This is a genomic window from Blastococcus sp. SYSU DS0617, from assembly GCF_054051075.1.
Window position 1 is genome coordinate 13165 of record NZ_JBJHAO010000021.1, and the last position, 14334, is coordinate 27498.

Genomic DNA, 14334 nt, shown 5'->3' on the forward strand with positions numbered 1-14334 from the left:
AGAACATCGACGTCCGTCGTTCGGTACAACACCCGCGGCACACTAATGCACCCGAGCGGCGGCTTCGACCCGCAACGAGGCTCACGACCCAAAGGAGCACACAGATGAACCGATCGGCCACTCTCTCCCGGTCGGTCTCGCTCTTCCAGGCCTTCCTGCACGAGCAGGACGATCCGGAGCGCTTCTACAGCGTGCTCGCCGCCGACTCGGTGGCCCAGCTGTCCCGCTGGGTCGACCTCTCGGGGGCCACGGTGCTGGACGTGGGCGGTGGTCCCGGCTACTTCGCGGACGCGTTCCGCGGGGCCGGTGCGACCTACGTCGGGCTGGAACCGGATGCCGGCGAGATGGCCGCGCGCGGGGAGCCGGAGCCCGGCACGCTGCGGGCGAGCGGCGAGGAGCTGCCCATCCGCACCGGCGCCGTCGACGTCTGCTATTCCTCCAACGTCCTCGAGCACGTGCGGCGTCCCTGGACGATGGCCGACGAGATGGTCCGGGTGACCAGGCCGGGCGGCACCATCTACCTGTCCTTCACCCCCTGGCTGTCGCCGTGGGGTGGGCACGAGACGGCGCCGTGGCACTACCTGGGCGGGTACCGGGCCCGGCGCCGTTACCGGAAGAAGACCGGTGCCGAGCCGAAGAACAAGTTCGGGGAGTCGCTGTTCGCGACGTCGGCCGGCGCCGCGCTGCGCTGGGCGCGGGCCTGCCCGGACGCCGAGCTGATCGCCGCCCTGCCCCGGTACCACCCGTGGTGGGCCACCTGGGTGGCACGCATCCCGGGCCTGCGCGAGTTCGCCAGCTGGAACATCCTGCTGGTGCTGCGCCGGAACAGCTGACCCCGCCGTCCCCGCCGGGCACCCGCGTCACGGACGCAACGACCGGCCCGCGAGAGCCCGGGAACCGCCTGCGTCCCACCCGTCCCCGGCGCCTCCCGGGCGTGTCGGTGCCGGGCCGGGTCCGGGCCCGGGTGCCGGGGCGTCGTCCGCCACGGGGTCGACCACGTCCCGTACCGTCGATGTCCGTGCCGCGCGAGCCGTAGCGGCGAGGGGGAGCTGCATGCGGGCGCGTGTCGTCGGGCTGGCCGGAATCGGCCTGGGAGGTCTCGCGGTCGTCGCGTCGGCGACGGCGGGGTCCTGGGTCCCGCTGCTCCCCGTCCAGCTGCCCCTGGACGAGAGCTTCGGGACCGAGGCGGTCGGCCGGGAGGTCACCTACCTGGACCCGGTCACCTTCGCGCCGGTGACCAGCGAGGACGTCTCGACGTCGGTCCGGGTCCGCGGCGACGAGGACACCGGTGCTGCCGGCGACCGCACCGCCGTGTGGGAGTACGTGTCGGAGACGAGCGACGCGGACGGGACCCTGGTCGCCACGAGCACCACGCTGGTGTGCCTGGACCGGTGGACCGCCGAGGCCGTCGACTGCGTCGGGGAGTCGGTCGACGGTGACCCCACCGACATCCGCGGGCTCACGGTGCGTTTCCCGGCCGACACCGAGCGGCGTGACTACGATCTCTGGGACACCACGGCGAGGCAGCCGTTCCCCGCCCGCTACGAGGGTGTCGAGCGCCTCGGCGGCCTGCAGGTGTACCGCTTCGAGCAGGAGGTCCCCGAGCAGGTGATCCGATCGGTCCCCGTCCCCGGACGCCTGGTCGGTTCCCCCGAGGACGAGGTCTTCGCCGACGTCGTGCACAGCGGCACGAGGACGGTGTTCGTCGAGCCGCTCAGCGGTGTCGTCGTGTCCGAGGAGGAGAGCCCGGTGACCGCGCTGCGTGGTCCTGACGGCACGGCCGGAACCGTGCTCCTGAGCGGGACGTACGGCTGGTCGGAGGCCTCCGTCGAGGGAGCGCTCGCCCGCGCCGAGGACGTCCGCGACGAGCGGGCGGACCTGCGCACCGGGGTGCGGTGGGCCGCGGCCGGCACCGGCGCCGCGCTCCTCGCCCTGGGCGCGCTCCTGGCGACCCGGCGCAGCCCCACCCAGCCCCACGACGCGCAGGACGAGCCCGTTCGGGTCCCCGTCCCCAGCGCCTGACGACAGGGGCACTGCTGCACATGGCGACGATGGTCACCGGCACGTCCGCCGGACCGTCACCGGCGGATCCCGCGTCCTCGGGGGGGCCGCGCGAGCCCCTGACGGGGCGGGTGCGGACGTTCCTGGGGCGGTGGCGGCTGGCGCTGGTCTGCGCCGGCTTCCTGGTCCTCGCGATGCTGCAGGCGCCGGGGAAGATCCTCGGCGACACGAAGTCGGACCTGGTGGTCGACCCGCTGGCGTTCCTCGGCCGGGCGCTCACGCTGTGGGAGCCCGAGGGGGCCGCCGGCCAGATCCAGAACCAGGCCTACGGCTACTTCTTCCCGATGGGCCCGTTCTTCGCCCTCGGGCAGCTGGCCGGGATCCCGGCGTGGATCGTGCAGCGGCTCTGGGTCGCGGCGCTGATGAGCGTGGCCTTCCTCGGCATCGTGATCCTGGCCCGACGGCTGCGCATCGGGACGCCGGCGACGGCGCTGGTGGCCGGGATCGCCTACGCGCTCTCCCCGCGCATGGTCAGCGCGGTCGGGGCCCTCTCCATCGAGACCCTGCCGCTGGTGATCGCGCCGTGGGTGCTGATCCCGCTGGTCGGTGCGGCGCAGCGCGGCTCCGCGCGGCGGGCGGCGGCGCTGTCGGGCCTGGCCGTCTTCTGCGTCGGCGGTGTCAACGCCGTCGCCACCGCGGCCGTCCTCCCGCTGGCGGTCCTGTACCTGCTCACCCGCCCGGCCGGGCCGTTCAAGCGCCGGCTCATCGCCTGGTGGGTGGTCGCGGTCGGGCTGGCCACCGCCTGGTGGGCCGGCCCCCTGGTGCTGCTGGGCCGGTTCGGCTCGTCGTTCCTCTACTACATCGAGACGGCCGACGCCACGACCGGCCCGACCGACGTCCTCAGCGTGCTGCGCGGCACCACGCACTGGCTCGCGACCCTGGCCTTCCCCTCGGGTCCGAACTGGCCGGCCGGCTGGGCCCTCGTGCACGAGATCGTCCCGATCGTCGGCACGGTCGTGCTGGCCGCGGCCGGGCTGGCGGCGCTCTGCCGCCGCGACATGCCCGAGCGCACCTGGCTCGTCCTCGGTCTCCTGGCCGGCGTCGGCCTGGTGTCGCTGGGCCACCTCGCCGGCGTCCAGGGGATCCTCGCCGAGCAGCTGCACGACTGGCTCGACGGTCCGCTGGCCCCGCTGCGCAACGTGCACAAGTGGGACCCGGTCGTCCGCCTGCCGCTGGTCCTCGGTCTCGCGCACCTCGGTGCCGTCGCGGTCCGGCGCGTGCAGCGCGCCCGGTCCGAGCGCTCGGCCCCGCGGGACCGGAGGCGGGGCGCGGTCACCGTCGCCTCGCGCGCGGTTCTGGTCGCGCTCGCCCTGGCGCTGGTGGCCTCGATCTCCCCGGCGCTGGCCGGCCGGCTCGCGCCGCCCACCGGCTTCACCGACGTCCCCGGGTACTGGCAGGAGACGGCGGACTTCCTTGCCGCGCAGCAGCCGAGCGGGCGGGCCCTGCTCGTCCCGGGGTCGTCCTTCCCCCAGTACGAGTGGGGCACGCCCATCGACGAGCCGATGCAGGCGCTCGCGGAGTCGCCGTGGGACGTCCGCAACGCCATCCCGCTGACCCCCGAGGGCCACATCCGCATGCTCGACGCGATCGAGGCGCGGCTCGAGGTGGGCGAGGGGTCCGCGGGCCTGACGAGGTACCTGGCCCGGGCCGGCATCTCCCACCTGGTGCTCCGCAACGACCTGGACACCGGCACGGCGGGGTCCATCCGCGCCGTCCTGGTGCGCCAGGCACTGCGCGAGTCGCCGGGGATCCAGCAGGTCGCCACCTTCGGGCCGGTGTCGGCCGAGGACGACGTCAGCGACGGCTCCGTCGCCGACGCGGGGCTCGACGAGCCGGCGCCGGCGATCGAGATCTACTCGGTGGCCGACGTCGTACCGCAGGCCTGGACGGCACCGATGTCCTCCGTGGTCACGGTGCACGGCGGCCCCGAGGCGGTCCTCGCGCTCGAGGACCGCGGACTCGTCACCGACCGCCCCACCCTCATGGCCGGCACCCCGGGCGCCCCCTTCGAGCCGGCGATGGTCAGCGACGCGCTGCTCCGGCGCGAACGCAACTACGGCCGGCTGATCGGGGCCACGTCGGGTGGGTTGTCCGAGGAGGACCCGCTGCGGATGGACAACCCGGCGCGCGACTACGTGATCCCGGCGCTCGGTGCGGCGGAGAGCGTCATCGAGTACCTGGGCGGGACCCCGACCGCGTCCAGCTCGGCCTCGGACCCCGACGGCTTCACCCCCGCCCGGGTGGACACCCAGCCCTGGGCGGCCGTGGACGGCGACCCGCTGACCGCCTGGCGGCCCGCCCCGTGGAACGAGAGCGGCGAACCGCCGTGGTGGCGGCTGACGACGGAGCGTCCGATCGCGGCCGGGGAGATCATCGTGTCGCTCGGCCAGGAGCCCGGCGTGGCGCGACCGGCGGAACTGCGCATCACCACCGACACCGGAGAGCTCGTCGTGCCGGTGGCCGACACCGGTGAGGAGCAGGTGCTGCCGTTGCCGGAGGGCTACTCCACGCAGGTGACCATCAGCCCCCTGGTGCCGGCGGACGCCCCGGGCGCCCCCGCCTTCTCGCTGGCGGAGGTCCGGGTCCCCGGGCTCAACGTGCACCGCTCCGCGGTCACCCCGCCCGCCGGGCCGGTCAGCGCGTTCGCCTTCGACACCCTGCGCGGCCGGTCGGGCTGCGTGACCGGCGCCGAGGGCGTGTCCCGGTGTGCCCCGGGGCTGGTCAACGGAGCCGAGGAGGCGGTGTGGCTGGACCGCGGGTTCAGCACGCCGACCTGGTTCGACTACGAGGTCTTCGCGACTGCGGTGGCGCGCCCGGGGCCGGCGCTCGACGAGCTGCTCACCGAGATCCGCGGAACCCCGGAGGTGGAGGCCAGCAGCCAGCCGGTGGCCGACCCGCGGGGCAGTGCGGTGGCGGCCGTCGACGGCGACCCGACGACGGCCTGGCTGGCCGGAGGGGACGACCGCCGGCCCACGCTGGAGCTCACCTGGCCCGAGCCCCGCACGGTGGACTCGCTCCGGGTGGTCACGACCCCCGGCCTGGCCGCTGCCACGCCGACCGCCGTCACCGTCGATCCTCCCGGCGGTCTGCCGCGCACCGTGCGGCTCGCCGAGGACGGCACCGCGCAGTTCGCCCCCGTCGTCACCGACCGGCTGGCGGTCACCTTCCTGCTGCCCGAGGAGGTCGAGTCCATCGACCCCTTCACGCGCTGGGAGCAGCAGCTGGGCGTGGGCGTCAGCGAACTGGAGATCGGCGGCCCGAACACCGTCGCCGGTCCGGACACCCCGGTCGTGCTCGAGTGCGGCGCCGGGCCCGAGGTGCGGGTCGACGGTGCGCTGATGCTGACCACGGTCCGGACGACCCTGGGCCGGCTGGAGTCGCAGGGCCAGCTCGCGCTGGAGTTCTGCGACGCGGCGCCGACCCTCCGGTTGCCGGCCGGTGAGCACCGTCTCCTGGCCCGGAGCAGCGACGCGCTGAGCATCGACTCGGCCACGCTGCTGCGGGTCGGGTGGCCCGCGGACACCGACCGCGGGGTCCGGGTGGCGGCCGAGACCACCGAGTGGGCGGCCGAGCACCGCGAGGTGCAGGTCGGCGCCCGCAGCGAGGACACGCTGCTGGTGATCCCCGAGAACACCAACCCCGGCTGGCGGGCGACCCTCGACGGCGAGATCCTCGGCCCGGTGGCCGTCGACGGATGGCAGCAGGGCTACATCATCCCGCCCGGAGCGGCGGGAACCGTGGAGCTGGACTTCCGGCCCGGTCCCTACTACCGCGCCGCGCTCGCCGTCGGCGCCGGAGCGGTGCTGCTGCTGGTCCTGGTGGCGGTGCTCCCCGCACGGCCGTCGCGGGAACGCCCCCGCCGCGGGCCGCGCCTCCCCGCGGGCCTCTCGGCGGCCCTCGTCACCGGATTCGTCGCCGGGGCGGCCCTGCTCGGCACCGCCCTCGTCGGCGGACCGGTCGGGCTGGCCGCGCTCCTGGGGCTGTGGCTCCTGCGCCAGTTCCTGCCACGGACGGCGCCTGCGGTGCTCGGGGGTGTGGCGGTCGGAGCCCTCCTCGTCGCGGGGGCCCTGCTGCTGGCCGATCCCGAAGGCCCGGGCGGCGCGCGCCAGCTGCTGGCCGTCGTGGCGCTGTCCGCGGTCGTGGCGGGGATCCTGCCCGTGCTACCGCGTGGATGGCTGCCGGGTCACCGCGGATCGCCCGGGGCCGCGGTGCCTGGCCGATGAGGTGGCATCCATGAGGCACCATCGAGGCGTGCTCCGTCGAACTGCCGCCGTGGTCCCGGCGCTCTGTCTGGTCCTGACCGGCTGCCTCCGCCTCGAAGCGCCGGCGCCGGAGGTCCTCCCGGGCCGGGAGGCGCCCCCGCTGCTGGAGGTGGAGCCGGCCGGCGACGCCGATACGGCCCGGCTGGAGCCGAGCTGCCCGGCGCCCGAGCAGCAGACCCCCGTGCTGTCGGCCGACGAGCTCAACCAGATGGTCTCCGGTTCCGACCTCCCGTACTGGCAGGCGGCCGACGTCGGCGCGAGCGCCCTGCTGAGCGACGGACGCGTCCTCTGGGTCTTCGGGGACACCCTGCGCAAGAAGCCGACGCGGCCGCAGCTGATCGACAACTCCGTGGTGGTCACCTCCGGGACGTGCATGTCCCAGCTGGTGACCGACGACCTCGGGGCGGTCTTCCCGCGGGACCCGGGCGAGCTGAGCCACTGGCCCATGTCGCTGGTGAGGCTGGAGCCGACCGCGGCCCACGGCGAGGACGTGCAGGACGTCGTCGTCGTCTACCTCTCGCGGATCCAGCGCGGCGAGCGGCAGTGGGACTTCATGTTCCGCGGCACGACGGTGGCCGTCCTCGAGGTGGGGGCCGACGGAGTGCCCCGGCTGGCGAGCATGCAGCACCTGACCCCGGACAGCGTGTCGTTCGACCAGGTCAACTGGGGCGCCGCGGCCGCGGTGGACGGCGACTGGCTGTACCTCTACGGCACCCGCCAGACCGGCGAGGCCAGCGTCTACGGCCGGGAGCTGTACGTCTCGCGCGTGCCGGTCGACGAGCCGTCGAACCCGGCCGCGATGATGTACTGGGACGGCTCGGAGTGGGTGCCGGACGCGGGACGCGTCGTGCCGATCCTGGACGCGGTCGACGGGGTCTCGCAGACCCTGTCGGTGGACCGCATCGACGGCACGTGGACCGCGATCTCCAAGCGCGGTGGCGACCTCGCCGACGAGATCACCATGTGGACCTCCGACCAGCCCTACGGGCCCTGGACGGCGACCGAGGTGGGCCGGTCGCCGAGCGGCCAGGACACCGGGAACCTCCAGTACACCCCGCTGGCCCATCCCGACATCGAGACGCCCTCGGGGCGCCTGCTGGTCTCCGTGTCGCGGAACACCACGGGCCTCGAGGAGCTCGTCAAGTTCCCCGGGCTGGGACGGATCCTGTTCACCGAGGTCGCCCAGCCCTGACGGCGGCCGCCGGGCGCGGCCGGTGAGCGACGTCACCGGCCGCGCCGGAAGATCGGCGCCGCGTCCGGTGTCAGGACAGTCATGACCTCGGCCACGCCTGCCCGCGCCTACGCGGTCTGGGCCGTGGCGCTGCTGTCCTACGTCGTCGCGGTCTTCCACCGGGCGTCCCTCGGCGTGGCCGCCGTCGACGCCCAGGAGCGGTTCTCCGCCGGCGCCTCGGCGGTCTCGCTGTTCCTGGTCCTCCAGCTGGCCGTGTACGCCGGCCTGCAGATCCCCGTGGGCGTGGCGCTGGACCGGTTCGGGTCGCGGCGGCTGATCCTCGCCGGCGCCGTCACGATGGCCACCGGGCAGTTGGTGCTGGCGCTCGCCGGGGACGTCCCCACCGCGGTGGCCGCCCGCGTGCTGGTCGGCGCCGGGGACGCGATGACGTTCATCAGCGTGCTGCGGGTGGTCTCGTTCTGGTTCCCCGGGTCGATGGTCCCGGTGATCACCCAGCTCACCGGCATCCTCGGCCAGCTGGGCTCGGTGCTCGCGGCCTACCCGCTCGTGGCGCTGCTGCACGGCACCTCGTGGGAGGCGACCTTCCTGGGGGCCGCGGCGACCGGGCTGCTGGTCGCCGTCCTGGTGTGGGTCGCCCTGCGGGACGCACCCGGTGGCACGGTGCGCGCCCCTGCCGTGGGCCTGGCGCAGCTGCGCCGCACGCTGGTGGACACCTGGCGGGAACCGGGGACGCGCATCGGGCTCTACACGCACCTGGTCACCCAGTTCTCCGGCACGGTCTTCGCGCTGCTGTGGGGCTACCCCTTCCTGGTGGTGGGCCAGGGGCTCTCGCCGGGGACGGCGGCGGGGCTGCTCACCCTGCTCGTCCTCGTGGGCATGGCGGTCGGTCCGCTGCTCGGCCGGTTGTGCGGGCGCTGGCCGTTGCGCCGGTCGGTGCTGGTGTTCTCGATCCTGGGGGCCACCGCGACCGCGTGGACCGTCGTGCTGCTGTGGCCGGGGCGCGCGCCGCTGCCCCTGCTCGTCGCGCTCGTCGTCGTGCTGGGCACCAACGGTCCGGGATCGATGATCGGCTTCGACTACGCCCGCACGGAGAACCCCGCCGAGCGGATGGGCAGCGCCAGCGGCGTGGTGAACGTGGGTGGCTTCGTCGCGTCGCTGCTGACCATCCTCGGGATCGGTGCCGTGCTCGACCTGCTCACCCCGGGCGCCTCGACCGACTACGAGCTCGGCGCGTTCCGGGCGGCCTTCGCCGTCCAGTACGTGTTCTGGGCCATCGGGCTGGCCGGCGTCCTGCGCCACCGACGCGAGCTGCGGGCGCGGCTGGCGCGCGACGGCGTCGTCCTCGCGCCACTGGCCACCGCGGTCCGCGCCCGGCTCCGCGGGAGCTCTGCCTACTCCTGACGCCTGCTCCTGAGGCGGGCCCGCGTGCGTCCCGGTGTCGCCCGGGCCGGTGCGCTGGGAAGGTGGGGCCATGAATCGCGTCACCCGAGCGGCCGCGGCCGGGCTGTCCGCCGTCGCGGCCGTCGCCGCCCGTGACCTGCTGCAGCGCGAGCACTCGCTGCTGCGCACCTACCCGGTGATCGGGCGCGCGAGGTACCTGCTGGAGTCCATCGGGCCCGAGCTGCGGCAGTACCTCGTGGCCGGCAACAACGAGGAGCGCCCCTTCACCCGCGACCAGCGGCGCTGGGTCTACGCCTCGGCCAAGGGCGAGAACAACTACTTCGCGTTCGGCACGGACAACGACCTCGAGTACACCGCCGGCTATCCGGTCATCAACCACCGGACCTTCGGCCGGGCCGTGCCGGCGACGGACGTGCACGCCGGGCGCGGCGCGGACCTGCCCGCCGCCAAGGTGCTCGGCGCGGCCCGCGGGCGCCGGCACGCCTTCCGTCCGCCGTCGGTCGTGAACATCTCGGCGATGAGCTACGGCTCGCTGTCCGGCGCCGCGGTCGAGGCGCTCAACCGTGGCGCGGCGCTGGCCGGCTGCCTGCACAACACCGGCGAGGGCGGCCTGTCGCCGCACCACCGGCACGGTGGCGAGCTGATCTTCCAGCTCGGCACGGCGTACTTCGGCTGCCGTGACGAGCGGGGCCGCTTCGACCTGCAGCGGCTCACCGACCTGGTCGCCGGGGCGCCGGTACGCGCGCTGGAGATCAAGCTCAGCCAGGGCGCCAAGCCGGGGCTGGGCGGCGTGCTGCCGGCGGCGAAGGTCTCCGCCGAGATCGCCGAGACGCGGGGCGTGCCCGAGGGCGAGGACTGCATCAGCCCGTCCCGGCACGCCGAGTTCTCCGACGTCGACAGCCTGCTGGACTGGGTCGAGCTCCTGGCCGACGAGACGGGGCTGCCGGTCGGGATCAAATCCGCGGTCGGCGACATGGCCTTCTGGGAGGAACTCACCGACCGGATGGCGGCGACCGGCCGCGGGGTCGACTTCGTGACGATCGACGGGGGAGAGGGCGGCACCGGCGCGGCGCCGCTGATCTTCACCGACTCGGTCTCGCTGCCCTTCCAGCTCGGCTTCGCCCGCGTCTACAGCACCTTCGCCCGCAAGGGGCTGACCGACGACGTCGTCTTCATGGGGGCGGGCAAGCTGGGGCTGGTGGACAACGCGACCGTCGCCTTCGCGCTGGGCTGCGACATGGTCAACGTGGGCCGCGAGGCGATGCTGGCGATCGGCTGCATCCAGGCGCAGAAGTGCCACACCGACACGTGCCCGACCGGCGTCGCCACGCAGAACGCCTGGCTCACCCGAGGGCTGGACCCGGAGCTGAAGTCGGTCCGGACCGCCGGTTACATCGAGACCCTGCGCCGGGACCTGCTCAAGGTCGCCGGCGCGTGCGGCGTCGAGCACCCGGGGCTGATCGGCGCCGGATCGGTGGAGGTGCTCACCGGGCGGACGGCGTCCACGCCGCTGCACGAGGTGTACGGCTACGAGCCGGGCTGGGGGATGCCCTCGGCCGCCGACCGCGCCGCGATCGCCGCGCTCATGACCGGAGAGGCGCCGCAGGGCGGCAGCGCGCCGCCCTCCGAGGACGCCGTCGGCTGACCCTCGCCCTCAGCTGGAGGGTGAGGATCAGCCTCAGGTACCGCTACCGCGCAGCAGGTCCTCGAAGGACGTCGTGGGGTCGGCGAACGGATCCGCCGGCGCGGCGGGCGGCCGACCGGCCACCAGGTCGGCGAGCTCGCCGGCGGCGCGGGCCACGCGGTCGGCGAGCGCGCTGTCGGCGCCGGCCACGCCGGCCCGGTCGCCGGCGGCCCAGTCCTCCGACGCGGCGAACACGGCCGTCGGCACGACGGTGGCCCGCAGGTAGGCGAACAGCGGGCGCAGGGCGTGCTCCAGGGCCAGGGAGTGCCGCGCGGTGCCCGCCGTGGCACCCATGAGGACCGGCGTCCCCACGAGGGCATCCGTGTCGAGCACGTCGAAGAACGTCTTGAACAGACCGCTGTAGGAGGCCGAGAAGATCGGCGTCACGGCGATCACCGCATCGGCGCCGACGACGGTGTCGACGGCGGCGCGCAGCGGCTTGTTGGCGAAGCCGGTGACCAGGTTGTCGGCCAGGTCGCGGGCGTGCGCCCGGAGCTCGACGACCTCGACGGTCGCGGGCACGCCGCGGTCGGCGAGCGCCGCGACGGTGGCCGCGGTGAGCCGGTCGGCCAGCAGGCGGGTCGAGCTGGGGGTGCTCAGCCCGGCGCTGACCACGGCGATCGTCCGGGTGCTCCCGGCCTGCGTGCTCATCGGACCTCGACCTCCCGGCGCTCGTCCGGCGCCCGCCCGGTCACGGAGTCGCCGTCGGCGTGGACGGTGGCGTCCACCGATCCGCCCGCGGCAGCGACCCGGGAGGCGTGCGTGGGCGCGTCCGGCACGTGCGCCGGCTTGAGGGCGGCGAACTCGCGGCGGAGGACCGGCACGACCTCCTCGCCGAGCAGGTCCAGCTGCTCGAGCACCGTCTTCAGCGGCAGCCCGGCGTGGTCGATGAGGAACAGCTGGCGCTGGTAGTCACCGACGTAGTCCCGGAAGCCCAGGGTGCGCTCGATGACCTGCTGCGGGCTGCCCACCGTCAGCGGCGTCTCGGCGGAGAACTCCTCGAGCGAGGGGCCGTGGCCGTAGACCGGCGCGTTGTCGAAGTAGGGCCGGAACTCGCGCACGGCGTCCTGGCTGTTGCGGCGCATGAACACCTGCCCGCCGAGGCCCACGATCGCCTGGTCGGCGGTGCCGTGGCCGTAGTGCGCGTAGCGGCGGCGGTAGAACTCGACCATCCGCTGGGTGTGCTCGGGCGGCCAGAAGATGTGGTTGGAGAAGAAGCCGTCGCCGTAGTAGGCGGCCTGCTCGGCGATCTGCGGAGAGCGGATCGAGCCGTGCCACACGAACGGTGCGACGCCGTCCAGCGGGCGCGGGGTCGAGGTGAAGCCCTGGAGCGGGGTGCGGTACTTCCCCTGCCAGTCGACGACCTCCTCGGTCCAGAGGCGGCGCAGCAGGGCGTAGTTCTCGACGGCGAGCTCGATGCCGTTGCGGATGTCCTGCCCGAACCACGGGTACACCGGGCCGGTGTTGCCGCGCCCCAGCATCAGGTCGACCCGGCCGTCGGCCAGGTGCTGGAGCATCGCGTAGTCCTCGGCGATCTTCACCGGGTCGTTGGTGGTGATCAGCGTGGTCGCGGTCGACAGCTGCAGCGTGGACGTCCGGGCCGCGATGTGCGCCAGCGTCGTGGTGGGGGAGGAGGAGAAGAACGGCGGGTTGTGGTGCTCGCCCAGCGCGAAGACGTCCAGGCCCACCTCCTCGGCCTTCCGCGCGATCGCCAGGACCGCCTTGATCCGCTCGCGCTCGGTCGGCGTGCGACCGGTGGTCGGGTCCTGCGTGAGGTCGCTGACCGTGAAGATGCCGAACTGCATGTCCGCCCCCAGGGTGGTTGAGAATGCAACTACCCTAGCGAACCATGTCCGCAGGGTCGGCATTCCCGCACGTGCGACCCGCGAACGGACCGACTCCGCTGGGTGACCGACTCGCCACCCGCAGCCGAACTACGCCGATGGCAGTTCACGGTCCGGTCACGGCGCCCCGCCCGGCGTCCGCGGTTCTGGCACTGTCCGGATCGATACCAGTGGGGGGCGACCGCCCCGCGCCGGGGCGCCGGCCGGTGCCTGCGGCAGGGGAGGTCCCTGGGATTCGAGGGGGCGGCGCGATGGCGGTGCGGACGGAGATCGGGGCCGGCGAGCAGGGCGGCGCGACCGACGGGAGGCCGGCGCCCGCGTACAGCGGGGCGCTGGACTCGATGCTCGGTTCCGCACCGGTGTTCCGCAGCAGGCTGCGGGGCTACGACCCGGTCGAGGTCGACACCTACGTCTCCTGGGCCGAGTCGGAGCTGCGCACCGTGCGCCGTCAGGTCGACGACCTGCTGGGTCGGTTCGGTGCCTGCTCGGCCGAGCTGGAGATCTCCCGCCGCCTGCTGGCCGACGCGCCGCGCGGGCGGGTGGTGTTCCCGGTGTCCGACCGGGTGGAGGAGATGCTGCGGCTGGCCGCCGAGGAGGCCGCGGCGCTCACCGACGCGGGCGCGCGCGAGGCCGAGCACCTGGTCGCCGAGGCGCGCAGCGAGGCCGATGCCCGGCTGCGGAAGGCCCACGAGATCAAGGAGACGGCGGTGCGCGCGGCCGACGAGCTGCGCGAGCACGCCCGCAAGCAGCGCGACGTGGCGCAGACGATGCTCGACCGGGCCCGGGAGGAGGCCGCCGAGCTCCTGCGGGCGGCCGCCGACGAGCGGGACCGGCTGGCCGCCGAGGCGGCACGGGACCGGGACCGGCTGGCCGCGGAGGCCGCCGAGGAGCGCCGGCGCCTGGGCGAGGAGGCGGCGCGGGAGCGCGAGCAGGCCGCGGCCACCGCCGCCGAGCGGCTGGGCGAGCTGGAGGAGCGGGTGGCCGCCCTGCGCCACCAGCGCGACCAGGCCCGCCAGTCCCTGCGCGGCCTGAGCAGCCGGATCGGCGAGGCCCTCCAGGCGGTCGCGGCGACGGTGCCCGAGGCGGTCGAGCCCAACGTCGCGATCGAGGGCCGCGAGTACGACGCAGCCCTGGCCGGTCCCGCCGACGACCGGGCCGCCACGGCGGTGGTGGACGCACCGCCCGGGCAGCGCGCCGCCGGTGACGGCGTGGTGCTGCTGCGGCGGCCGGTGCCGGTGTCCACCTGATCCTGCGCCCCGGCCGGGCGGCACGCCGGCCGCGCCGGGCACGCCGGGCGACCGTCGGTCGTGCCGGAATGAGAACCTTGCTGCGAGCGCGGCGTCCAGTCGTCGGAGTGAGCACAGGAGGTCAGCGGTGAGCGAGGTCGCCAGGACGGTGCAGATCGAGGGCGGGATCGTCGTCGGGCACGACGGATCCAAGTGCGCGCAGGAGGCGCTGATCTGGGCCGGCAAGCTCGCAGCGCGGGCTGACGTCGACCTCCACGTCGTGCGCGCCTGGTCGATGACCACGGCGCCGCAGCCGGCCAGCGGGACGGCGGGGTACGTCCCCCCGCTGCCCGAGTGGGAGCAGGCGGTCCACGACGAGCTGACCGCGCACGTCGGGATGGCCGGGCTGGCTCCCGAGGTGCGGGTCACCTGCCACGTCGCGCACCGACCGGCCGAGCAGGCGATGATGCAGGCCGCCGAGAACGCCAGCCTGGTGGTCATGGGGGCCCGGGGACGCGGTGGCTTCGCCGGCCTGCTGCTCGGCTCGGTCAGCGACAAGCTGGTGCACCACGCGTCGTGCCCGGTCACCGTGGTCCGCACCGGGGCCAGCGGCAAGGAGCTGGAAGCGGTCACCGGCGAGAACGCCGCGGTCGAGGCCTGAGGG

10 protein-coding genes are annotated in these 14334 nt (G+C 74.6%); 8 read left to right on the plus strand and 2 right to left on the minus strand.

The features are described 5' to 3' along the window. Positions 1 to 104 precede the first annotated feature (104 nt). The 6 genes from ACI793_RS17895 to ACI793_RS17920 all read left to right on the plus strand — a co-directional run bounded on the left by ACI793_RS17895 (position 105) and on the right by ACI793_RS17920 (position 10561). Complete coding sequence (locus ACI793_RS17895) at positions 105 to 833, plus strand: class I SAM-dependent methyltransferase (protein ID WP_456607729.1); 729 nt, start codon at positions 105 to 107, stop codon at positions 831 to 833. A 220-nt stretch (positions 834 to 1053) separates the two neighbouring features. Next, positions 1054 to 2022, plus strand: a complete 969-nt coding sequence (locus ACI793_RS17900; RefSeq protein ID WP_456607730.1) for a porin PorA family protein — start codon at positions 1054 to 1056, stop codon at positions 2020 to 2022. A gap of 110 nt (positions 2023 to 2132) precedes the next feature. Continuing rightward, the gene (locus tag ACI793_RS17905) at positions 2133 to 6284 is read left to right on the plus strand and encodes an alpha-(1->3)-arabinofuranosyltransferase (protein ID WP_456607731.1); all 4152 of its coding nucleotides are present in this window, start codon (positions 2133 to 2135) and stop codon (positions 6282 to 6284) included. A gap of 28 nt (positions 6285 to 6312) precedes the next feature. Further along, positions 6313 to 7515, plus strand: coding sequence for a DUF4185 domain-containing protein (locus ACI793_RS17910; RefSeq protein ID WP_456607732.1), 1203 nt, complete (start codon positions 6313 to 6315; stop codon positions 7513 to 7515). A gap of 81 nt (positions 7516 to 7596) precedes the next feature. Continuing rightward, positions 7597 to 8916, plus strand: a complete 1320-nt coding sequence (locus tag ACI793_RS17915; RefSeq protein WP_456607733.1) for an MFS transporter — start codon at positions 7597 to 7599, stop codon at positions 8914 to 8916. Between the two features lie 70 nt (positions 8917 to 8986). Then, positions 8987 to 10561 carry an FMN-binding glutamate synthase family protein gene (locus ACI793_RS17920; RefSeq protein WP_456607734.1) on the plus strand — a complete coding sequence of 525 codons (1575 nt, stop codon included), beginning with the start codon at positions 8987 to 8989 and terminating at the stop codon, positions 10559 to 10561. Between the two features lie 33 nt (positions 10562 to 10594). On the opposite strand, the gene ACI793_RS17925 is transcribed toward ACI793_RS17920, so the two are convergent. Continuing rightward, on the minus strand, positions 10595 to 11251 hold the full coding sequence (locus ACI793_RS17925; RefSeq protein WP_456607735.1) for a CE1759 family FMN reductase: 657 nt from the start codon (positions 11249 to 11251) through the stop codon (positions 10595 to 10597). Beyond that, complete coding sequence (locus ACI793_RS17930; protein WP_456607736.1) at positions 11248 to 12405, minus strand: LLM class flavin-dependent oxidoreductase; 1158 nt, start codon at positions 12403 to 12405, stop codon at positions 11248 to 11250. The genes ACI793_RS17925 and ACI793_RS17930 overlap by 4 nt, the downstream gene beginning before the upstream one ends. A 290-nt stretch (positions 12406 to 12695) precedes the next feature. Here ACI793_RS17930 and ACI793_RS17935 point away from each other — a divergent pair, with 290 nt between their 5' ends. Together ACI793_RS17935 and ACI793_RS17940 are read left to right on the plus strand one after the other, a co-directional pair. Beyond that, positions 12696 to 13691, plus strand: coding sequence for a hypothetical protein (locus ACI793_RS17935; protein ID WP_456607737.1), 996 nt, complete (start codon positions 12696 to 12698; stop codon positions 13689 to 13691). Positions 13692 to 13818: 127 nt separating this feature from the next. Next, positions 13819 to 14331, plus strand: coding sequence for a universal stress protein (locus ACI793_RS17940; protein ID WP_456607738.1), 513 nt, complete (start codon positions 13819 to 13821; stop codon positions 14329 to 14331). Positions 14332 to 14334 lie beyond the last annotated feature (3 nt).

Excerpts from the sequence above, each read along its gene's own strand:
- ACI793_RS17895 (WP_456607729.1), top strand. The coding sequence starts at position 105 with ATGAACCGATCGGCCACTCTCTCCCGGTCGGTCTCGCTCTTCCAGGCC.
- ACI793_RS17900 (WP_456607730.1), top strand. The coding sequence starts at position 1,054 with ATGCGGGCGCGTGTCGTCGGGCTGGCCGGAATCGGCCTGGGAGGTCTC.
- ACI793_RS17915 (WP_456607733.1), top strand. The coding sequence starts at position 7,597 with ATGACCTCGGCCACGCCTGCCCGCGCCTACGCGGTCTGGGCCGTGGCG.
- ACI793_RS17920 (WP_456607734.1), top strand. The coding sequence starts at position 8,987 with ATGAATCGCGTCACCCGAGCGGCCGCGGCCGGGCTGTCCGCCGTCGCG.
- ACI793_RS17925 (WP_456607735.1), bottom strand. The coding sequence starts at position 11,251 with ATGAGCACGCAGGCCGGGAGCACCCGGACGATCGCCGTGGTCAGCGCC.
- ACI793_RS17930 (WP_456607736.1), bottom strand. The coding sequence starts at position 12,405 with ATGCAGTTCGGCATCTTCACGGTCAGCGACCTCACGCAGGACCCGACC.
- ACI793_RS17935 (WP_456607737.1), top strand. The coding sequence starts at position 12,696 with ATGGCGGTGCGGACGGAGATCGGGGCCGGCGAGCAGGGCGGCGCGACC.